The following is a 19099-nucleotide window of genomic DNA, read 5'->3' on the forward strand; positions in this document are numbered from 1 at the left end:
TGGTAGGTCACTCTTCGTTCTTCTTCAAAAGGAGCTGGGTAAGCTCGCTCATGAACTCATTTATATCACGGAACTGCCTGTAAACGGAAGCGAAGCGGACATAGGCGACTTCATCGAGGGCCTTGAGCTCGTCCATGACCATTTCTCCGATCTCCGTCGCTTTCATCTCCCGCTCGCCCCTCTCAAGAAGATTGTATTCGATCCTGGATACGATCTTCTCGAGATTGGTGACGCTGATGGGTCTCTTTTCGCAAGCCTTTTTCAATCCGCCGAGGATCTTTTCCCTGTCAAAGATCTCCCGCCTCCCGTCCTTTTTGACAACGAGAGGCAGTCCCTCCTCTACCCTTTCGGCAGTTGTGAACCGCTTTGCGCATTTAAGGCACTCGCGGCGCCGACGGATCGTGTCCATCTCCTTGCTCATCCTCGAATCGAGGACCTTGCTTTCCACGTAATTGCAGAAGGGACACTTCACAGGACCACCCCGGTCATCTTCACTTGCTGCCCGACGATACCTTTTTTGTGAGCCGGCCGCTGGAGGCCGGCGGGACCTTTCGGGCGGAAGGCCCTTTGACCTTTACCCGCTCTATCTTTCTGAGCAGAATATCCGATTCCTCGATAAGGCTCAAAGAAAGCGCGTCGGGATATCCGTCCTCGTAATATACTTCGCTGATGCCCGCGTTAATGAGCATTTTGATGCATATTGAGCAGGGCAGGTGGGTGCAGTAGAGATGAGCGCCGTAGATCGACACGCCGTGATACGCCGCCTGGATGATCGCATTCTGTTCAGCGTGGAGCCCCCGGCACAGTTCGTGGCGTTCCCCGGGGGCGATCTTCATCTGTTCCCTCAGGCAGGAGACCTCGATGCAATGCTTCAATCCCGAAGGAGCTCCGTTGTACCCGGTGGCAAGGATCCGCTTATCCTTCACGATGACGGCTCCGACGTTGCGGCGCAAACAGGTCGACCTCATGGAAACGATGCGCGCTATCTCCATGAAATAGGAACCCCAGTCAGGACGATGGTTCTTCATATATCGTATATACGCGAATAAAAGGGAAAGCCCCTGCAGAGTTCCCGCACCCGAGCGCGTGTGCTGTCCATGAATGACGTGTCGCCGGGCCGTTTGAGGACGGAGTCGATCATTTCGCAGATGACCTCCATCTCCTTTTCCTTCATACCGCGGGTAGTGACGGCGGGCGTCCCTATCCTGATCCCGCTTGCTACATTGGGGCTTTTCGTATCGAAGGGGATGAGATTCTTGTTGACCATGATCCCGCTCGCCTCGAGGGCTATCTGGGCCTCGTTCCCCGTTACGTTCTTCGGTGTGAGGTCAACGAGGAAGAGGTGGTTGTCGGTGCCTCCCGATACGATGCGGAAACCGAGGTCCGCCATGCACTTTGCCATGTGCTTTGCGTTTGCGATTATCTGGCGCTGATATTCCTTGAATTCTTCCGTCATGGCCTGCTGCAGGGCCACCGCCTTGGCGGCGATGACATGCATCAGGGGTCCGCCCTGGATCCCGGGGAAAACGGCTGAGTCTATCTTTTTTGCCAGATCGGCGTTGCACATGACAAGTCCGCCTCTCGGGCCCCGAAGGGTCTTGTGGGTGGTTGTCGTGACAAAATGGGCGTGTCCCGTCGGACTGGGATGGAGCCCGGCGGCGACAAGGCCGGCGATGTGGGCGATATCGGCCATCAGATAGGCCCCGACTTCGTCGGCGATCTGTCTGAACTTCTCAAAATCTATGATCTTCGAATAGGCGCTGGCACCTGCTATGATGAGCTTCGGTTTCTCCCTGCGGGCAATGCTTCTTATCTCGTCATAATCGAGCATCTCGCTTTTGCCGGACACCGGGTACGATACCGCTCGGTACCATTTGCCCGAGAAGCTTGGTTTTGCGCCGTGGGTCAGGTGGCCCCCATGGGCGATGTCCATGCCGAGCACCGTGTCACCCCGCTCCAGTGCGGCATAGAAGACGGCCATGTTCGCCGACGAGCCTGAGTGGGGCTGGACGTTGGCGTGTTCGACGCCGAAAAGGTTCCTGGCACGTTCTATGGCAATGGCTTCTATCTCATCGAGATACGTGCAGCCGCTGTAATATCTCTTTGACGGATATCCTTCGGCATACTTGTTCGTGAGAACACAGCCCTGGGCGGCAAGGACATCTTCGTCGACATAATTCTCGGAAGCAATGAGAATGAGGCTGTATTCCTCGCGATCAAGTTCGCGCCTTATCAGCTCGAACACCTTCTTATCTTTTCCGTCAAGTTTCATATCTTACCTGTCTGTATTCTTTTCGAAAGCCTCTATCTTCATGATCCTGCCGAGGTGCCGGCCCCCTTCGAATTCCGCGGCAAGCCAGGACTTCACGATCTCTTCGGCAAGACCCTTTCCGGTTATCCTTCCGCCGAGGACGAGCACGTTGGCGTCGAGGTGTTTCCGGCTTTGCGCGGCCGTGTAGAGATCGAAAACAAGGGCGGCCCGGATGCCTTTGACCTTGTTCGCCGTGATACTCATCCCAATCCCCGTTCCACAGAAGAGTATGCCCTTGTCCGCTTCGCCGGAGGCAACACGTCTCGCCACCTCAAACCCGAAATCGGGGTAATCGACGGATGCCGGAGAGTCTGTCCCCACGTCCGTCACGTCATATTCCCCTGTCGCGAGAATACCCTTTATGTATTCTTTCAGTTCGAGGCCTGCATGGTCCGAGCCGATCGCTATCTTCATCCTTCAAACCTCCTCAGGACGAGAACGCAGTTCGTACCGCCAAACCCGAAGGAGTTGGAGAGAACCACGTTGATATCTTGGTTTCGCGCCTCATTGGGAACGTAGTCAAGGTCGCAGTCGGGGTCGGGCGTCTCGTAGTTGATCGTAGGAGGGCAGACCCGGTCCCTGATCGCCAGAACGCTGAAGATCGCCTCTATTGCACCCGCGGCGCCGAGAAGATGGCCCGTCATGGACTTTGTCGAACTCACGGGTAGTTTGTACGCCCTTTCCCCAAAAACCTTTTTGATGGCCAGCGTCTCGGTCTGGTCGTTGAGGTCCGTGGATGTTCCGTGGGCATTGATGTAGTCCACCGCATCCGGCGCAAGCGCTGCGTCGCGCAACGCCATATTGATGCAGCGGATGAACCCGTCGCCGTCAGGGCAGGGGGCTGTAATATGATGCGCGTCCCCGTTGTATCCGTATCCGACAAGCTCCGCATAGATCTTCGCACCCCTTTTGCGGGCGTGCTCAAGCTCTTCGAGAATGACGATGCCGGCGCCTTCGGACACGACAAAACCATCGCGGTCCTTCTCGAATGGCCTCGAGGCCTTCTGGGGCTCGTCGTTCCGGGTCGAAAGGGCCTTCATTGCATTAAAACCGCCCACGGTCAACGGAGTGAGGTTTGCTTCACATCCGCCGCCCACCATCATGTCCGCATCGCCATATTGGATGATCCTGCATGCGTCACCGATCGAATGTGCACCGGTGGCGCAGGCCGTCACAATGCTGAGGTTGGGCCCTTTCAGACCATACTGGATGGCAATATGGCCCGGCGCCTCGTTGGCTATGAGCATGGGAATGAAGAAGGGGGAGATCCGCCCCGGTCCCCTTTCCAGGTATATACTATGATACTTCTCAAGGGTCGGCAGTCCGCCGAGACCCGTGCCCACAACCACCCCGATCCGCTCGGCGTCCTCTTTGGAAACGTCGAGACCGGAGTCTCCCATTGCTATTTTTGTAGCGGCGAGGGCATACTGGATGAACAGATCCATCCGCTTCATCTCCTTGACCGAAACATACTCCTCGGCCTTGAAGTCTTTCACCTCGCCGGCTATCCTGGTATCATGCTGTGTACTGTCAAATCTCGTTAGCGGTGCGATCCCGGATTCTCCGTTGAGGATCCGTTTCCAGACATTGTCTATCCCCACGCCCAGCGGCGTTACAAGACCGACACCGGTGATAACAACCCTTCTTTTCAAACCGGCACCTCTTTGAGTTATTTGCCTGCCAGGCGATTCTCTATGTATCTGATCGCGTCACCCACCGTCTCCATCTTCTCTGCATCCTCATCGGGGATCTCAATGCTGTACTCGTCTTCCAGTGCCATAATAAGCTCAACGATATCAAGAGAATCGGCGCCGAGGTCATCGATGAACTTAGCTTCCGGAATAACTTCCGATTCGCTTACCCCGAGCTGATCCACAATCATCTTTTTTACTTTCTCAGTTACTGACATTAAGCCACCTCCTTGTTTTATTGAAAACTTCCTTAAAGACTGCCAAGGTATCCGTCCCTGACGGTCTACCTTCGGTCATGTGTTCTTTACATGTACAACCCGCCGTTAACATTTACCACCTCCCCCGTTACGTAGCTGCCGTATTTCGAAAGGAGAAAATATACAGCGTTTGCGATGTCCTCAGGCTCACCGAGACGCTTGAGCGGAATCGCTCCGTACATCGACTCCTTTGTCTTTTCATCGAGAATGTCCGTCATCTTCGTTCTGATAAATCCGGGAGCGACGGCATTGACCCTTATTGAGCGCTCCGCATATTCTTTGGCGACGCTCTTGGTGAAGCCGATGATGCCGGCCTTGCTGGCCGCGTAGTTGGCCTGCCCCGGGTTTCCCATGACGCCCGCGATGGAAGAGATGTTGACGATGCTGCCGCCCGACTTGAGCATGTGCCTGACGACTGCCTTCGTGCAGTTGAAGACGCTCTTCAGGTTCACTCTGATTACCCGGTCCCAGTCTTCCTCTTTCATGCGCACCAGGAGTTTGTCTATGGTGATGCCCGCGTTATTCACGAGGTTGTCTATCTTTCCCAGGTCCTTTACGACCTGATCGACGGCCCCCTGGACCGCCTGGAGATCTGAGACGTCTACAGTATAGAACTCACAGCGCCGTCCCTTCGACCGAATGGCCTCGATGGTTTCCGATGCGTCGATTATATCGAAGATGGCGATATCGCCGCCTTTATCGGCTATGAGTTCCGAAATGGCCCGGCCGATACCCTGGGCGCCGCCTGTGATGATGGTCACTGTTCCGTTCATGCTAAAAGCCCCTTTGCCGATTCTATCTCGTCGAATTTTTCCACATTCACACAGGGGACGGCGGGAACGATCCGTTTTACGAGGTTCGACAAAACCTTCTGGGGTCCCGCCTCGATAAAGACCTCCACGCCCTCATCGGCCATTTTTCTGACGCATCTTTCCCACAGCACCGGGGAAAACATCTGGCGATAAAGCTTATCGTCCACGTCCCCCGCATCTTTTCCGGGGGTTGCGTCGACGTTAAAGACTACGGGAACGGAAAGACGGCCGTGGCCTAGCGCCGCAAGCTCGCCCTTCAAGCGGTCCGCGGCCTCCTGCATCAGTGGAGAGTGGAACGGCCCGGATACATTGAGAAAGACGGCCTTTTTGTACCCCGTCCCCTTCAATTTTTCAACGGCCTCCTTCAATGCCCCGGCGTCGCCGGAGAGTACAACCTGTTCCGCCGAATTGAGGTTGGCGGGGACTGCCACGTAATCATCGTGGGAGATCTCTTTGAGGACGGGTCCGATCTTTTCCATATCGGCACCGATGAGCGCCACCATGCCGCCTTTACCCTTCGGGCATGCCTCTTCCATGAGAAGTCCTCTTCTCCTGGTGATTGTGAGGGCCTCTTCAAAAGTGAAAAAGCCGCTTGCCAGCAGGGCCGTATATTCGCCGAGACTGTGCCCGGCCACGAGAAACGGCTGGATACCTGCCTCCCTTTTCAGCACCTCATGCACGACATAGCCGACAAGAAGGAGCGACGGCTGCGTGTTGTACGTTTGACGCAGTTCATCCTCGGGGCCCTTGAAACAAAGATCTGTTATGGAGAACCCAAGGACCCTGTCGGCGGCGGCGAACATGTCGCGAACATAGTCGAACCTCTCGTAAAGGTCCCTGCCCATGCCGATGTACTGGGAACCCTGTCCCGGAAATACTATTCCTATCTTTTTCATCTATCCTCACTCGCCGGGTGTATGAATTGTTTCCTCGCGAGATCAGTATCTCACGTCATGACCTTTTCTTCGATGCCGACCCCTTGATCAACTCCAGTCCGATGATGTTCCTCTGTATCTGGTTCGTGCCTTCGTATATCTGGAGTATCTTTGCATCGCGCATCATTTTCTCGACGGGGTATTCCTTCATGTAGCCGTATCCGCCGAAAACCTGTATAGCATCGACGACAACCTTCATGGCCACGTCGCTCGGAAAGACCTTGCTCATGGCCGACACCTTGGAAAAATCCTTGGGATTGCTGTCGATGTACCGCGCCACCGCATATACCAGAGCGCGTGCCGCCTCCACGTGTATTGCCATATCGGCGAGCATATGCTGTATTGCCTGAAAGGAAATGATCTTTCTGTCGAACTGTTCCCTTTCACGCGCGTATTGTATGGCTGCGTCAAGTGCGCCGTGGGCAACCCCTACCGCCTGCGCCCCTATCCCTGGGCGGGTCCTGTCGAATGTCCTCATCGTCAGGATGAAACCCAGACCTTCTCTACCTATAACATTTTCCTTCGGAACTTTGCAATCCTGAAATACCAGCTCCCGGGTGGCCGATGCCCGTATGCCTAACTTGTTCTCTTTCTTGCCGAAAGTGAAGCCTTCCATGCCTTTTTCGAGGATAAAGGCCGTGGCACCCCTGCCGCCCTTGGAGCGGTCCGTCATGGCGACGACGGTATAGATCTCGGCCTCGCCGCCGTTCGTTATCCATTGTTTCGTCCCGTTGATGATATAATAGTCACCGTCTTTCTTCGCCTCGGTCCTGATGCCCTGGGCATCGCTGCCCGCATTGGCCTCGGTGAGTCCGAAGGCGGCAAGTTTCGACCCCGTTGCTATCTGGGACAGGTATTTCTGTTTCTGCTCCTCCGATCCACCGAGCAGGATAGGGTAGGCGCCAAGGAGGCTTGCTGCATAGCTTACCGATACGCCAAGGCAGGCCTTGCTCAGTTCCTCGACGACGATACAGTTCTCGAAGGATCCTCCTCCCATGCCGCCGTATGCCTCGGGGATACTGACACCGAAGAGGCCCGTTTCCGCGCAGTTCTTCATTATTTCCCAGGGGAACTGTCCCGTTTCATCAAGTTCAGCACGAACGGGAACGACCTTGTCCTCTGCTATTCTGCGCGCCAGCTTCTGTATGCTCTTCTGGTCCTCAGATAGAAAATAATCCATATCTTACCTCTCCTTTACTTTCTGCAACGATTGGTAGTCCTGCATGGTCTCGTTGATGGATTCCCTGAGACCTTTCTCCACGAACTTCTTTGCCAGCAGTATGGCGTTGCGCATGGCCTTTTCGTTCGATTTTCCATGACATATGATGCAGACCCCGTCGACGCCCAGAAGCGGTGCCCCGCCGGTTTCGGAATAGTCCGCTTTCTTCTGGAATTCCTTGAACAGATCTTTCAGAAGGAGATAGCCGATTCGTGCCTTCAGGCTTCTTTTGATACCTTCCCTGAAGAATTCAAAGATCAGGTCTGCGACCCCCTCGCTTATCTTCAGGGCGATGTTGCCGACAAAACCATCGCTTACCACCACGTCGGTTCTGCCGTTGTACATATCGGTGCCCTCGACGTAGCCCAGGTAGTTTATGCCGAATTCCTTGATAAGGGCATGTGCCTCCCGGGTCAGTTCGTTGCCCTTTGTTTCCTCTTCGCCGTTCGAGAGAATGCCGACCCTGGGGGAGGCTATTCCAAGGACTGAGGACACGAAGGCATTGCCCATCAGTGCGAACTGGGCCAGATGCGTCGGTTTGCAGTCCACCGTGCCGCCGGCGTCAAGGAGGATGGAGATTCCTTCACCCATGCGCGGATGGAGCGTGGCGATCGCGGGTCGGTCGACGCCGGGGATGCGGCCGAGGGTGAAGATGGCAAATGCCATCGCCGCGCCGGAATTCCCCGCCGAAACGACGGCCTGAACCTCACCGTTCTTGTGCAGTTCAAAGGCCCTGTTCATGGAAGAGTCCTTCTTCTTCCTCAGGGCGTTCGAGGGGGCCTCGTTCATCCCCACGCAAAGGGGCGCGTGGACCATCTCAAGGTTTGCATGGTCCGTCACAAAGGGTTTCATCTTTTGTTCGTCGCCGACAAGGACAATGGAAGCGAGGCCTTCGCGGGAAATTGACTGTGCCCCTTTTACGATCTCCTGGGGCGCAAAGTCGCCACCCATTCCATCAACGGCAATCCGTATCATCCTTGAGCTAGGCTTCCTCGACCGCTATGTACTGTTTTCCTTTGTACATTCCGCACTTGGGGCAAACAGCATGAGGAAGCTTGGGTTCTTTGCAGTTCGGGCATGCCACCACCGCTACGGGTGATGCCGTGTAGTGTGTGCGTCTCTTGTCCCGTCTTGCCTTCGCAGTTTTTCGTTTTGGTACAGCCATGATCTACTCCTTGTCTAATGTAAGAAAGATTTTAGTTTTTCGCCGAGGAGACTCGAGGGTGCCTCGGGACAATCGCAGGGCTCCGTATTCCTGTTCCTGCCGCAGGTTGCGCATATGCCTTTGCATTCTTCGCTGCAGAGGGGTCTCACCGGAATGTTGAGCATGACCTCCTCGTAAACGAAGGGATCGAGGTCTACCTCTTCTCCCTCGTAGTAGTAAATGTCGAGGTCGTCGTTATGAAGCTCCATATCCGCCGCATCGGGAAGCGTGCTTTTCGGGGTGAGCTTGATGGCCATCTGAAGTGACAGTGAGAGGTTGTACTCTTCGAGACACCGTGAACATGCGAGCGACGCCTCACAATTGATCGACCCTTCGACGGTAACGGTATCGTCGAACTTTGCAACGGTGAGCTCGTAGCTCACCGGCGCAAGCAGCTTGAGTGCGTCATCATCAGTCTTCGGGAATCGCGCAGTATCCATCTCACCCTTCACGACCAGTACATCTTCTATTTCTGTCAGTCGTATCAACACAGGTCGCCTTCTTTTTGAAGATAGATAATATAAAGAGTTTAGTATTTTCTTGTCAAGCAAATTAACCTGTTGTAACTCTTGCCTTTTTGTTGGAACGAGGCCGGAGACCGACTGTTTTGGGGCAAAGGGGGGGAAAGGGCCCATCACTTCCACCTCTCTTTATACCGTCTCGCCCAAAAGGGTCTGGAGGAGTTTTTCGTCGATGGGGATCTCAAGGACCTTCCGTCTGGCCTTCTCGCCGCGGAGGATTCTGATCGCAGACCTTTTGACCTTGAAGATGTCCGAGAGATACCGTACCAACTCTTCGTTTGCCCTGCCTTCGAGGGGCAGCGCCGTGAGCCTGACGGTGATGCCGGCCTGCGTGCGCGCTATCGACCTTTTTCTTGCATTCGGTATGACCCTGATCTCCACATTCATGGTGCGTCCCTAGGCTCTGAGCGCAAGGTGAAGGAGGGCCCTCGTCAGGAACTCCTGGAGAAAGATGATGATGAGCATGAGAAAGAAGGGGGCGATATCGACCATGCCGAACCGGGTGGGCAGGATCCTGGATATGCGGTACGTAACGGGATCAACGAGCCTGTACACGGTCCGCACTATGGGATTATAGGGATTAGGCCGTATCCAGGAAAATAGGGCGCGCGCGAAGATAACCCAGAAGTAGATGGTAAGCGCGCCATTGAGGATCTTGGCGAACCAAAGAATCGAGACACCTAAAGCGGACATCACAAACCTCGAAGAAGATTAATAACCAATTTGCCAAATTCCAATGACCAAATAAACGAACAATGACCGGATCACAGGATAACGATCAATACAGGATAATGGTCAATGGCCGAAATTACAATAACCAAATGAAAGAGAACCCTCCCTGGCTTGATCTCATGTCTGGTGATTGTTCGTTTATTTGGTCATTGGTCATTATCTTCACATAGTGCCTTTCCCACGACAAGCGGACCCTCTACCCTGTCTATTCTGACCGGCACCATCTTGTTTTCAAGCTCTTTGTCGTAGGGAATATGGACAGGCATATAGTTGTTTGTGTATCCCCGCATGTATCGGCCAAGATAGCGCTTGCCCTCGGGTATGATCCATGCCCGGCTGCCGGCGAAGCGGCGGTGAAAGGTTTCCCTTTTGTGCGCGTCGATTTCCTTGAGAACCCGGACGCGCTGTTTCTTTGTCGCCTGTGCGATCATGCCGCCCATGACGGCCGCCGCCGTCCCCGGCCTCAAGGAAAAGGGGAAGACGTGGAGGTAGTAGACAGGGCATGAATCCAGGAACGCCCGGGTTTCTTCGAAAAGGGCCTCGTCCTCTCCCGGAAAGCCTGCTATAACGTCCATGCCGATCCCGGCGTCAGGCATTTTTTCCAGGACCTTGTCCAGGATCCTTCTGATGTCGCTTTGGCGATAGGGTCTCCGCATGGCGGTCAGCACCGCATCCGAGCCGCTCTGGAGAGGGATGTGAAAGCTTTTCGCCAGCTTGCGCGAGGCGGCGGCGGTTTCGATGAATGCCTCGTTGAACATGAGGGGGTCAACGGAACTCAGGCGTATGCGCACAGGGGTGGGAACATCCTCGAGGAGGCGGATAAGCTCCGTGACGCCGATCCCTCTTTCCTGGTCTCGCCAGGCGGATATCTCGATACCCGTCAGGACGACCTCCTGTATTCCCTTTCGTGCCAGGGTCTCCATCGTGCCCAGTATCTCTGCAAGGGGTCTGCTGCGCGGCAGGCCCCTTGCGTAGGGCACGATGCAGTAGCTGCAAAACCTGTCACAGCCGTCCTGGATCTTGAAAAAGAACCGCGTTTTGCCCGCCATGGCTGGCTCTTCCGGCGTATCTTCCATGACCAGCGATTCTCGCGGACTGACAAAGGTGCCCGCCAGATCCGCATACCGGTCTGCCGACACTTTCTCCGCCTGCCCGAGAACAAGGTCCGCCCCAAAGCTGTGATCGGGATAGGCCTGTCCATGACAGCCTGCGAGGACCACCTTCGCCCCCGGGTTATCTCTTCTCAAACGGCTGATGAAACGGCGTATGTCCCGGACGGCCCCTTCCGTGACGGTACAGGCGTTTACCACCACAAGGTCCGCCTTGTCCACGGGTGCAGGCGCGTAACCCGCCCTTGCGAGGTTCCCCGCGATGACTGACGTGTCCCACTGATTAGCTCTGCAGCCGGTGGTATGGATGAAGAAGGTTGGTTTCATGTTCCAGGTTCCACGTTACAGGTAAAAGAATCGGGTTTTTTTGGCTGAAACCTGAACCTTGAAACCTGAAACGGTTCTTCCTTCTACCCTTTGTAGAAGGGTGACATCTCGCGCAGTCTGGCGACTATGCCCGGGAGGATGTCGAGGACATAATCAACGTCAGCTTCCGTGTTGTCCCGTCCCAGGCTGAAGCGAAGGGCGCTCTGGCACAGAGGTCCGGGTATGCCCATTGCCAGGAGGACGTGAGAGGGTTCCGAGGAGCCCGATGAACAGGCGGAGCCCGATGAAACAGCCACACCCTTCATATCGAGGGCAAGAAGAAGCGATTCCGATTCGACGAACTCGAAGCTGAGATTCAGGGTGTTGGGGACCCTGAGCAGGGGATGCCCGTTGAGGCGCACATGGTCGATACGTTCCAGGATGCCGTCGAGAAGGCGCCCTCGCAGTCTCTCAATCATCCCCTTCCTTTCAACCATTTCCCTCCTGGCCAGCTCGCAGGCCTTGCCGAAGGCGACGATGCCGATGACATTCTCCGTCCCCGCCCGTCTTCCCGATTCCTGGTGGCCGCCGTGAACGAGGCTGTCCAGGGGAAGGCCTTCACGCGCATAGAGAGCCCCGACGCCTTTCGGTGCGTATACCTTGTGTCCCGAGAAGCTGGCAAGGTCGACGCCAAGGGCCCCGATATCCACATCGATCTTGCCCAGCGCCTGCACCATGTCGGAATGAAAAGGGATCCCCTTTCCACGGGCGATGGCGGCGATGTCGCCGATGGGCATCACGGTCCCTGTTTCATTGTTTGCGTACATGATGGAGATAAGGATGGTGTCCTTCCTGATGGAATCCTTTACGTCCCCGGGGTCGACGAGGCCGTGCCCGTCGACGGGAAGATAGGTTACGGCAAATCCCCTGGTCTCAAGGTATCTGCAGCAATTGAGGACGGCAGGGTGTTCCACCGTGGATGTGATGATATGGCCTTTCCCTGCCGCGTATGCGATGCCCTTGATTGCATGGTTGTCTGCCTCGCTGCCGCAGCTCGTAATGATGATATCATCGACCCTGGCGCCGATCATGGCGGCTATGTCTTCACGGGCCGCTTCATAGGAATGCTTGACATCCCGTCCGGCGAAATGGAGGCTTGAAGGATTGCCGAAGAGCCCGTTCAGGAAGGGTCTCAGGGCATCCGCCACCCGGGGATGGATGGGTGTCGTCGCGTTGTTGTCCAAATATATTCTGGGTGTCGGCACGGCCTCACTCGAAGGAGACATTCATGGCCTTGACGGGGCACACCTTTACGCAGAGTTCACAGGCGACGCAGCGTGTATAGTCGAACTCCACCTTCATGACCTTCCTGTCCCGTATGTACAGGGCCTCGGGGGCGCAGACGCTTGTGCACAGTCCACAATGAACGCACCGCGATTCGTCGCGGTTGATGTCGTGCTCCATGGGCTCCGTGTCGATAGCAAGGTCTTTGAGGTATTTCACCGCTTTCTTGAAATTTGCCTCCGTGCCTTCCACCTCCATCACCATGATGGACTCCGCCTTCGGGTATATGTTCGCCCTCAGGATATTGAAAATGAGATTGAAATCCTTTACGAGCCGGTAGACGATGGGCTTGTCGATGGTATCTTTCTTAAAGCGGAGAATGATCCTCTTTTTCATTGTGTCCTCGCATATTTCTCCGAGTCTTGCCGGGCAGACTCGCTGGTTATAGTTCGACGATGTCAAGATCGCCCCAGGCGCCGAGCTGATCGTCCAGTATGATCAATATCCCCGTTACACCGGGAAAGCGCTGTCCTTTTTCGACGGCGGCAGCGATATCGTCCTTCTTTTTTACAATATTACCGAGGTAAGTTGCAAGTCCGTCGGTGAAAAGGGAAGAGCGTCCCACGACACAGACCGCATCGGCCTTGCCGAAGCTCAGGGAGTGGCCTACCGTTCCCGACGAGGTGCAGACCCCTCGGGGATCGGGGGCTGGCTGCAGCTTGATGCCGATCCGCTCGCTGAAGGGCGAGGCCCCGGCATGGATCTGTATGGTCCGTTCCGCCGATGTGCGCAGATAGATATCGCCCCCGTTCTCGATGATGAAGTCGCCAGTGAGGGGCATGATGTCACGGCCGATAAACTCCGCGACGGCCCCGGCGACGGTGGCCATCGGTCCGACCCCGACGACGGCCCCGGCACGGATCATCTCCCCGGCAATGGGAGGGGCAAGCCGGTCATCCTCAATGGGCAGCAGACTGTCCTGAAAAGAAGGCCTTGTCCGGATGTATTCCTCGAGCTGGTTTCGGTAGAAAAGGACACGTTCTTTTATGAAGGGGCCGAGATCGCCGCTGGTGCAGCAGAAAAGGTCTGTTTCCTTGCATTGAACGTTGTAGCAGACAAGCTCCGCGGGTTTCGATATGCGGCGATAGAATCTCTCTTCATACATGGCTTGACCGCGATGCCCATACGCGGCGTTCTCGCGGGTTCTCACCGATGGGGCGCGGTGTCTGTACTATAGCAGGAGCACGGGTTGGTGTCAAACGTGAGACATAGACCTGGATTGATAACGGGGAGGCTTTCCGCTATAATCTTTGATGGGGATCATGTTCGCGATGGAGTTCATGGACCACCGGAAGGAGCGTTTACAAAAATGAGAGATGATAAAGGATTCCCTGAGGCCGGGGGATGGCTGTGAAGGGCGATGTGCCGGAAACGGTGATGCGCGTCGATATCGTGGTGGAGCGGGGTGCACAGGAGCTGCTCCCGGAAGAGATCTACACGATCCACTCCCCGTCGGGGGTATGGATCGTGGAAGACGGTGACGAAACGGTCATCCGGACCTACCCGGAACACGTGGAGACATTCCTTGCGGCGATGCGGCAAAGCGGCATCCCCCTCGGGGACATCCGGGTCAGCGAGGAGGAGCGTCGTGATTATTCCGAAATGGCGAAGCGATACTTCCGGCCCGTCACGGTGGAGGACATCGTGATCCGGGCCCCCTGGAACTCGAAGCGCAAGGGCGTTACGTATATCACGATCGAGCCCGGAATGGCCTTCGGGACGGGCAGGCATGAGTCGACGAGGCTCATGGTAAAGCTTATGAAGGAGATAGACCATACAGGGAAGCGCGTCCTCGACCTGGGTTGCGGTTCCGCCCTGTTGTCCCTCTATGCCCGGTTGAAGGGGGCGAAACGCGTTTACGCCGTCGACAACGACCTGGACGCCGTCCTTTCGGCGCAAAAGAACGTGCTTCTCAACGAAGCATCGGGGATAGAGGTCGTCTGCGCCGACCTCATGGACGTCGGCGGAAGGTACGACATTGTTCTCGCCAACCTCGACATCCGCACGTTCGCACTGTCGTCGGGACATATCATGGGCCTTTTGAAAAAGAAAGGGACCCTTGTCGCCTCGGGTATCATCGGCCGGGAGAAAAATGAGGCCTTGAGGCTCTTCCTGCCCTGGGAGCCGGTGATGGAAGCGAGAAAGAACGCCTGGAGAGGATTTGTCTTTAGAAGATAGTTTCAGGTTTCAAGTTTCAGACAAGGGCGGAGAACCTGTTTTTTTGCGGAGGGTTCGGGGGCCGGGCCAACTTTACGAGGATATGCCATGAATATAGGGTTTCTTGCGTCACATGGGGGTAGCAACATGCAGGCCATCATCGATGCCTGCAGGGCGGGGAAGCTGCATGCGGCCCCGGTTGTCGTTATCAGCAATAACGGCGATTCCCGGGCTCTTGAACGGGCACGAGCGGAGGGTATCCCCAACTACTGCTTGAGCGGGAAGACGCACCCCGACCCGGAAGGGCTGGATCGGGCCATTCTGGACACGCTTATCCTGCACAAGGTCGATGTGGTTGCCCTTGCCGGCTATATGAAGAAGCTCGGCCCCGGAACGCTCGCCCGTTTCAGGGGGCGCATTCTCAACATCCACCCGGCACTCCTGCCAAAGCACGGCGGGAAAGGGATGTATGGCATTCATGTCCACGAAGCTGTCATCGCGGCGGGAGAGAAAGAATCCGGTGTGACCGTCCATCTTGTGAACGAGGAATACGACAGGGGGCCCATCCTTGCCCAGGTGCGCGTGCCCGTCATGCCCGACGACACCCCCGAGAAACTGGCAGAACGTGTCCTCGTCCAGGAACACATCCTCTATCCGGCAACTTTGGAGAGGATAGCGGCGGGAGAGATTGTCCTCAGGAAGGACGGATGACAATGACCAAATCTCAATACACCGGATGAAACGGTCGGCTCGTTCTGTTGCCGCTTTTTATTTGCTTATTGGAATTTGGTCACTATGTTTTACTCGAACATTGCTTCCGCGAATTCCTTTGCGTTGAAAGGTATGAGATCGTCAAGTTTCTCGCCTACACCCACGTACCTGACGGGTATGCGCAGGAGGTGGGCTATGGGGAGGATGAAGCCGCCCTTTGCCGTTCCGTCGAGTTTCGTGATGACTATGCCCGTGACGCCGACGGCGTCGTTGAATGTCTTTGCCTGGGCGATGGCGTTCTGACCGTTGGTGGCATCCACAACGAGAAGCACCTCGTGGGGCGCCCCCGCCACTTCCTTTGAAATGACACGATGTATCTTTTTCATCTCCTCGATGAGGTTTGCCTTCGTGTGGAGCCTGCCGGCCGTATCGAGGATGACGATGTCGGCAACGCGGGACTTCGCCGCCTTGACGGCATCGAAAGCGACCGCGGCCGGGTCGGATCCGTCGGCATGCCTTACCATCTCCACATTGAGCCGTTTAGCCCAGACGTCGAGCTGCTCGATGGCGGCAGCCCGAAAGGTGTCGCATGCACCGAGGAGGACCTTTTTGCCATCCTTGAGGTAAATGCCGGCCATCTTGGCGATCGTCGTCGTTTTGCCGACGCCGTTCACACCGAGGGCAAGAATGACGAAGGGCTTGCTGCCGTTGGTCATTATCGGGGATTCGATGGGGGTGAGGAGCTTCTGCACCTCTTCCTTCATGGACGACCGTATGTCGTCAGTTGTCCGTATGAGTCCCCGCTTCCATTTTTCCTTGAGGGCATCCACGAGGAGTTGTGCCGTTTCGAGACCCGCATCGGCAAGTATCAATGCCTCTTCGATCTCATCGAAGGCGTCCTCTTCGATCGGTTTTCCCGCAACCATCCATTCGATCTTTGTCTTGAGCTGATCCCGGGTCTTTGTCAGTCCGTTCTTTATCTTTTCGAAAAATCCCATAGTATTGTCCCCTAATACGCTCCGTCCCGATTATCGCGGGTGTAAAAACCCACATTACTATATATGTAAAGCTCCATGTCCTGTTCGTGCGTTTGCAGTTGCTCTTCCATGATCGTTTCCAGTCGTTCCCGGTCAACAGTGCCGGTCCGCAACATTTCCTTTATGTCATTGATGGATTCGAGGGGGTAGAACCCATCGTAGCGGTCAACATATTCCTGAAGTGCCTTCATTCCCACCGGAGCCTTGAGACCGAGGAGGATGAGGGCTTTGCAGGCGTACATTCTCAGCGAAGAGAGCATATCGGGCGGCGCGTTCTCCGCGCTGGCGATGTAGCCCAGAGCACTCCCCAGGTCATTGTGCCTGTAGGCCATAAGGGCAAGGTATGTGTACGCCGCGCCGTCGATGTTGTGCCGGGCCGCGTCTTCAAGGTGCCTTCGGGCCTCGTCGTACCTGCCTTCGGAAAGAAGGCTTTTACCGGCCCCAAGTTGCCGCGAATAGTTGTTGTAGGTCGTGCAGGAACAGAAAAGACAGGTTACGAGGACTATTCCGATTCCGCTTTGTATGGTTTTCCGCATACTTTGCAGATACCCTTCTCGTCTATTACGCCGATACAGGTCCCGTCGCTGCACAGGACCCTCTTCGAAAAATCGTCGTCGGCGGGTTCCTCCGCGACCGGTGACTCACCGGCCAGTTCCCCTCCACAAAGGTAGCAGTAAGCACCAAACCGGAATATGTCTTCCTTGCAGCGCGGGCAGGCTGTTTTCTCGAATTCCCTTGAGCACGTTTCGCATAGCATGGTCATTTTTCCGCCTTGATCACTTTTGTCACCTTGCCGTTATCAAACTCCACGTAAACCGTACCTTTGTTGTCAGGCATGAGCTTCCACTCGGGACGGTATGTCCAGATGATCTTGTCGTCGGGTGTAAGGCTCACCATGGTGGGTTCACCCAGTTTCTTCCGGATCTCGTCCTCGCTCATGGAGATAAGCGCGTTCTCCATGGTCGGCTGCGGCTTTCCTGTAACCTTTTTCATATAAGAACAGGAAACCAGAACAAAGCAGGACAGAAGTACGATACAGGTTCTTGAAAAATAGGGACTTTTGAGACTTTTCCACAATCTTTGTGGAAAACCTGTTGACAAGTTGTAAAAAAACGTTTGTAACCTGTTGATTCTACACATACAATCTCCCCTCTGCCTAAAGACCGTGCAAACTTTTTTTTCAATCTTATCAAAGACTTTCATGATTGGCTTTCATTTTGTTCCGGTCGCGCTTCCACTCATACACTATCACGGTTCATTTAAATATTCAACGGGTTGTGTACCGCCTGCGGGGGGTGCTTGCGGGCGGCCTTTCTGAGCCGTTCCATGACTGCCCGGCCAATGCCCCTTTCCGGCAGTTTTTCGGCATAGATGACGTCCACATCATCACTGTCCAGCTCGATAAGAGCGGAAAAAAAATTGGATGCCGCTTCTCTGAGGTCGCCCGACGGCGAAAGGACCCTCACGTGTTTTGACCTTACCGGTTCCGCTGGCTCTTGAAACGCGAGATAGGACGATGCCTCGTGCCCGATGTCAGAAGGGCCGTTGACAAGCCGCAGCGGTTTCGTGGGGGCATAGTGATAAGGAAGCTCCCCCGGGGATTCACAGGTTCCGGGGGCCGTCTTGTCTTCAATTATGCGCACGTGTTCCGACAGTTCCTCAATGCTTATGGCGCCATGGCGGTGAACGAATACCCCTTTTTCCCGGAAGGATATGATGGTCGACTCTATCCCGTATGCGGAATCCCCCCCATCGAGAACAAGGGGCACCCGGTCCGCGAAGGACCTGGCAACATGGCGCACCCGGGTGGGGCTCATGTAGCCGAAAGGATTGGCACTCGGTGCCGCGATGGGTTTTTGAAGGGCGCCGATGAGCGCCAGCGCCACGGGATGTGAAGGCACACGGATTCCGACCGTGGGAAGACCGGCGGTGACAATGTCGGGAATGGATGGGTTTTTCCTGAGGATCATGGTGAGGGGACCGGGCCAGAATATCTTCATAAGCCGTCTGGCGTCCCCGGGGACATCGCTCACGTAGTCCTTCAGCCGCTGTGGTCCGTCAAGGTGCACTATAAGGGGATCGAAGTGGGGCCTCTGCTTGACCTCGAAGATCTTTGCGACGGCATAAGGGTTCTGGGCGAGAGCGCCGAGGCCGTACACGGTCTCCGTGGGAAAGGCAACGATACCTCCCGCCTCGAGGATCTCCACCGCTTTGAGGATCGATTCTTTTTCCTTCCCGTTGAGGATCTCCATGGGTTTTCTCGGCTCAGTCGGCTAAAAGAAGGCAGGGCCTGATGGCTGTCTGTTCATGACGTTGCGGAAGGTATGGAGGGGTTTCACTTCGGTTCGTTCGGTTTCTGAGAGGCTTTGTCCTTTTCCTGTCGTTCCTTTTGTTCCGGTGTGACATCAATGGAATCGGGCTCATTTACGGATTTTTTGAAGCCTTTGATACCTTTCCCTATCGCCCCACCTATCTCCGAGATCCTGCCGGCGCCGAAAATGAGTACGACGATGACAAGTATTATGATCAGTTCCGGCATTCCGAGGCCAAACATTCCTTCCTCCTTTTGATTATGTCCTCCAAATTATAATAGGAAACAATTAAAATGTATAGCTTTTTGTCGGTTTTTTAGTGGAAATGAAAGTCCTTTTCTGATACTATTCATGCTTGGCGGTCCCATCGTCTAGCGGCCCAGGACGTCGGCCTCTCACGCCGAAAACACGAGTTCGATTCTCGTTGGGACCACATTAAGA

The 19099-nt window shown here is 55.3% G+C and carries 26 protein-coding genes and 1 tRNA gene; 3 read left to right on the forward strand and 24 right to left on the reverse strand.

The window, feature by feature from the left end:
• Nucleotides 1-7: 7 nt before the first annotated feature.
• From nrdR to PHC90_03985, 18 genes are all read right to left on the reverse strand, one after another.
• Nucleotides 8-472 carry a transcriptional regulator NrdR gene (gene nrdR / locus PHC90_03900; GenBank protein MDD3845485.1) on the reverse strand — a complete coding sequence of 155 codons (465 nt, stop codon included), beginning with the start codon at nt 470-472 and terminating at the stop codon, nt 8-10.
• Between the two features lie 19 nt (nt 473-491).
• Nucleotides 492-1028 (reverse strand): cytidine/deoxycytidylate deaminase family protein, encoded by a 537-nt coding sequence (locus PHC90_03905; protein MDD3845486.1) that lies wholly within the window; start codon nt 1026-1028, stop codon nt 492-494.
• On the reverse strand, nt 1025-2272 hold the full coding sequence (locus tag PHC90_03910) for a serine hydroxymethyltransferase (protein MDD3845487.1): 1248 nt from the start codon (nt 2270-2272) through the stop codon (nt 1025-1027). The genes PHC90_03905 and PHC90_03910 overlap by 4 nt, the downstream gene beginning before the upstream one ends.
• 3 nt (nt 2273-2275) lie before the next feature.
• Entirely contained in the window at nt 2276-2725 is a 450-nt protein-coding gene (gene rpiB / locus PHC90_03915; GenBank protein ID MDD3845488.1) for a ribose 5-phosphate isomerase B, read from the reverse strand.
• Nucleotides 2722-3963, reverse strand: coding sequence for a beta-ketoacyl-ACP synthase II (fabF, locus tag PHC90_03920; protein ID MDD3845489.1), 1242 nt, complete (start codon nt 3961-3963; stop codon nt 2722-2724). Before fabF ends, rpiB begins: the two co-directional genes overlap by 4 nt.
• A 17-nt stretch (nt 3964-3980) precedes the next feature.
• On the reverse strand, nt 3981-4220 hold the full coding sequence (locus tag PHC90_03925; protein ID MDD3845490.1) for an acyl carrier protein: 240 nt from the start codon (nt 4218-4220) through the stop codon (nt 3981-3983).
• Nucleotides 4221-4306: 86 nt separating this feature from the next.
• Entirely contained in the window at nt 4307-5032 is a 726-nt protein-coding gene (gene fabG / locus PHC90_03930) for a 3-oxoacyl-[acyl-carrier-protein] reductase (protein ID MDD3845491.1), read from the reverse strand.
• Nucleotides 5029-5967, reverse strand: a complete 939-nt coding sequence (fabD, locus tag PHC90_03935; protein ID MDD3845492.1) for an ACP S-malonyltransferase — start codon at nt 5965-5967, stop codon at nt 5029-5031. Before fabD ends, fabG begins: the two co-directional genes overlap by 4 nt.
• Before the next feature lie 55 nt (nt 5968-6022).
• The gene (locus tag PHC90_03940) at nt 6023-7186 is read right to left on the reverse strand and encodes an acyl-CoA dehydrogenase family protein (GenBank protein MDD3845493.1); all 1164 of its coding nucleotides are present in this window, start codon (nt 7184-7186) and stop codon (nt 6023-6025) included.
• A gap of 3 nt (nt 7187-7189) precedes the next feature.
• Entirely contained in the window at nt 7190-8200 is a 1011-nt protein-coding gene (gene plsX, locus PHC90_03945; GenBank protein ID MDD3845494.1) for a phosphate acyltransferase PlsX, read from the reverse strand.
• Between the two features lie 7 nt (nt 8201-8207).
• Nucleotides 8208-8390: a 50S ribosomal protein L32 gene (gene rpmF / locus PHC90_03950; GenBank protein MDD3845495.1), complete on the reverse strand. Its 183-nt coding sequence runs from the start codon at nt 8388-8390 to the stop codon at nt 8208-8210.
• 14 nt (nt 8391-8404) lie between these two features.
• The gene (locus tag PHC90_03955) at nt 8405-8917 is read right to left on the reverse strand and encodes a DUF177 domain-containing protein (protein MDD3845496.1); all 513 of its coding nucleotides are present in this window, start codon (nt 8915-8917) and stop codon (nt 8405-8407) included.
• Nucleotides 8918-9079: 162 nt separating this feature from the next.
• Nucleotides 9080-9337 carry a DUF167 domain-containing protein gene (locus PHC90_03960; GenBank protein ID MDD3845497.1) on the reverse strand — a complete coding sequence of 86 codons (258 nt, stop codon included), beginning with the start codon at nt 9335-9337 and terminating at the stop codon, nt 9080-9082.
• A gap of 9 nt (nt 9338-9346) precedes the next feature.
• On the reverse strand, nt 9347-9643 hold the full coding sequence (locus tag PHC90_03965) for a YggT family protein (protein MDD3845498.1): 297 nt from the start codon (nt 9641-9643) through the stop codon (nt 9347-9349).
• A gap of 185 nt (nt 9644-9828) precedes the next feature.
• Nucleotides 9829-11118 (reverse strand): MiaB/RimO family radical SAM methylthiotransferase, encoded by a 1290-nt coding sequence (locus tag PHC90_03970; GenBank protein ID MDD3845499.1) that lies wholly within the window; start codon nt 11116-11118, stop codon nt 9829-9831.
• A gap of 83 nt (nt 11119-11201) precedes the next feature.
• The gene (gene nifS / locus PHC90_03975; protein ID MDD3845500.1) at nt 11202-12362 is read right to left on the reverse strand and encodes a cysteine desulfurase NifS; all 1161 of its coding nucleotides are present in this window, start codon (nt 12360-12362) and stop codon (nt 11202-11204) included.
• 4 nt (nt 12363-12366) lie between these two features.
• Nucleotides 12367-12777 (reverse strand): NIL domain-containing protein, encoded by a 411-nt coding sequence (locus PHC90_03980; GenBank protein MDD3845501.1) that lies wholly within the window; start codon nt 12775-12777, stop codon nt 12367-12369.
• Between the two features lie 46 nt (nt 12778-12823).
• Complete coding sequence (locus tag PHC90_03985) at nt 12824-13546, reverse strand: UPF0280 family protein (GenBank protein ID MDD3845502.1); 723 nt, start codon at nt 13544-13546, stop codon at nt 12824-12826.
• 239 nt (nt 13547-13785) lie between these two features.
• Here PHC90_03985 and PHC90_03990 point away from each other — a divergent pair, with 239 nt between their 5' ends.
• Nucleotides 13786-14619, forward strand: a complete 834-nt coding sequence (locus PHC90_03990; protein ID MDD3845503.1) for a 50S ribosomal protein L11 methyltransferase — start codon at nt 13786-13788, stop codon at nt 14617-14619.
• Between the two features lie 87 nt (nt 14620-14706).
• Nucleotides 14707-15309, forward strand: coding sequence for a phosphoribosylglycinamide formyltransferase (gene purN, locus PHC90_03995; GenBank protein ID MDD3845504.1), 603 nt, complete (start codon nt 14707-14709; stop codon nt 15307-15309).
• A gap of 89 nt (nt 15310-15398) precedes the next feature.
• Here purN and ftsY read toward each other — a convergent pair whose 3' ends face one another.
• The 6 genes from ftsY to tatA form a co-directional block, all read right to left on the reverse strand.
• A complete protein-coding gene (ftsY, locus tag PHC90_04000) occupies nt 15399-16307 on the reverse strand; it encodes a signal recognition particle-docking protein FtsY (protein ID MDD3845505.1) in 909 nt (302 codons plus the stop codon).
• Nucleotides 16308-16318: 11 nt separating this feature from the next.
• Nucleotides 16319-16882: a tetratricopeptide repeat protein gene (locus PHC90_04005; protein MDD3845506.1), complete on the reverse strand. Its 564-nt coding sequence runs from the start codon at nt 16880-16882 to the stop codon at nt 16319-16321.
• Nucleotides 16849-17103 (reverse strand): hypothetical protein, encoded by a 255-nt coding sequence (locus PHC90_04010; GenBank protein ID MDD3845507.1) that lies wholly within the window; start codon nt 17101-17103, stop codon nt 16849-16851. Before PHC90_04010 ends, PHC90_04005 begins: the two co-directional genes overlap by 34 nt.
• Before the next feature lie 2 nt (nt 17104-17105).
• Nucleotides 17106-17339, reverse strand: a complete 234-nt coding sequence (locus tag PHC90_04015) for a hypothetical protein (GenBank protein MDD3845508.1) — start codon at nt 17337-17339, stop codon at nt 17106-17108.
• 266 nt (nt 17340-17605) lie between these two features.
• The gene (locus tag PHC90_04020) at nt 17606-18598 is read right to left on the reverse strand and encodes an L-threonylcarbamoyladenylate synthase (protein MDD3845509.1); all 993 of its coding nucleotides are present in this window, start codon (nt 18596-18598) and stop codon (nt 17606-17608) included.
• An 83-nt stretch (nt 18599-18681) separates the two neighbouring features.
• Nucleotides 18682-18900, reverse strand: coding sequence for a twin-arginine translocase TatA/TatE family subunit (gene tatA, locus PHC90_04025; GenBank protein MDD3845510.1), 219 nt, complete (start codon nt 18898-18900; stop codon nt 18682-18684).
• Nucleotides 18901-19018: 118 nt separating this feature from the next.
• Between tatA and PHC90_04030 the strand changes: the two genes are divergently transcribed.
• Nucleotides 19019-19091 (forward strand) — tRNA-Glu (locus PHC90_04030).
• Nucleotides 19092-19099: the final 8 nt, after the last annotated feature.

This window comes from Syntrophorhabdaceae bacterium (assembly GCA_028698615.1).
Classification (GTDB): Bacteria; Desulfobacterota; Syntrophorhabdia; order Syntrophorhabdales; family Syntrophorhabdaceae; genus Delta-02.

Bases quoted from the DNA above. Each gene is read 5' to 3' on its own strand.
- PHC90_03905 (MDD3845486.1), bottom strand. From the start codon at position 1,028: ATGAAGAACCATCGTCCTGACTGGGGTTCCTATTTCATGGAGATAGCG.
- PHC90_03910 (MDD3845487.1), bottom strand. From the start codon at position 2,272: ATGAAACTTGACGGAAAAGATAAGAAGGTGTTCGAGCTGATAAGGCGC.
- rpiB (MDD3845488.1), bottom strand. From the start codon at position 2,725: ATGAAGATAGCGATCGGCTCGGACCATGCAGGCCTCGAACTGAAAGAA.
- PHC90_03925 (MDD3845490.1), bottom strand. From the start codon at position 4,220: ATGTCAGTAACTGAGAAAGTAAAAAAGATGATTGTGGATCAGCTCGGG.
- fabG (MDD3845491.1), bottom strand. From the start codon at position 5,032: ATGAACGGAACAGTGACCATCATCACAGGCGGCGCCCAGGGTATCGGC.
- fabD (MDD3845492.1), bottom strand. From the start codon at position 5,967: ATGAAAAAGATAGGAATAGTATTTCCGGGACAGGGTTCCCAGTACATC.
- PHC90_03940 (MDD3845493.1), bottom strand. From the start codon at position 7,186: ATGGATTATTTTCTATCTGAGGACCAGAAGAGCATACAGAAGCTGGCG.
- plsX (MDD3845494.1), bottom strand. From the start codon at position 8,200: ATGATACGGATTGCCGTTGATGGAATGGGTGGCGACTTTGCGCCCCAG.
- rpmF (MDD3845495.1), bottom strand. From the start codon at position 8,390: ATGGCTGTACCAAAACGAAAAACTGCGAAGGCAAGACGGGACAAGAGA.
- PHC90_03960 (MDD3845497.1), bottom strand. From the start codon at position 9,337: ATGAATGTGGAGATCAGGGTCATACCGAATGCAAGAAAAAGGTCGATA.
- PHC90_03965 (MDD3845498.1), bottom strand. From the start codon at position 9,643: ATGTCCGCTTTAGGTGTCTCGATTCTTTGGTTCGCCAAGATCCTCAAT.
- PHC90_03970 (MDD3845499.1), bottom strand. From the start codon at position 11,118: ATGAAACCAACCTTCTTCATCCATACCACCGGCTGCAGAGCTAATCAG.
- PHC90_03980 (MDD3845501.1), bottom strand. From the start codon at position 12,777: ATGAAAAAGAGGATCATTCTCCGCTTTAAGAAAGATACCATCGACAAG.
- PHC90_03985 (MDD3845502.1), bottom strand. From the start codon at position 13,546: ATGTATGAAGAGAGATTCTATCGCCGCATATCGAAACCCGCGGAGCTT.
- PHC90_03990 (MDD3845503.1), top strand. From the start codon at position 13,786: ATGGCTGTGAAGGGCGATGTGCCGGAAACGGTGATGCGCGTCGATATC.
- purN (MDD3845504.1), top strand. From the start codon at position 14,707: ATGAATATAGGGTTTCTTGCGTCACATGGGGGTAGCAACATGCAGGCC.
- ftsY (MDD3845505.1), bottom strand. From the start codon at position 16,307: ATGGGATTTTTCGAAAAGATAAAGAACGGACTGACAAAGACCCGGGAT.
- PHC90_04005 (MDD3845506.1), bottom strand. From the start codon at position 16,882: ATGCGGAAAACCATACAAAGCGGAATCGGAATAGTCCTCGTAACCTGT.
- PHC90_04010 (MDD3845507.1), bottom strand. From the start codon at position 17,103: ATGCTATGCGAAACGTGCTCAAGGGAATTCGAGAAAACAGCCTGCCCG.
- PHC90_04015 (MDD3845508.1), bottom strand. From the start codon at position 17,339: ATGAAAAAGGTTACAGGAAAGCCGCAGCCGACCATGGAGAACGCGCTT.
- PHC90_04020 (MDD3845509.1), bottom strand. From the start codon at position 18,598: ATGGAGATCCTCAACGGGAAGGAAAAAGAATCGATCCTCAAAGCGGTG.
- tatA (MDD3845510.1), bottom strand. From the start codon at position 18,900: ATGTTTGGCCTCGGAATGCCGGAACTGATCATAATACTTGTCATCGTC.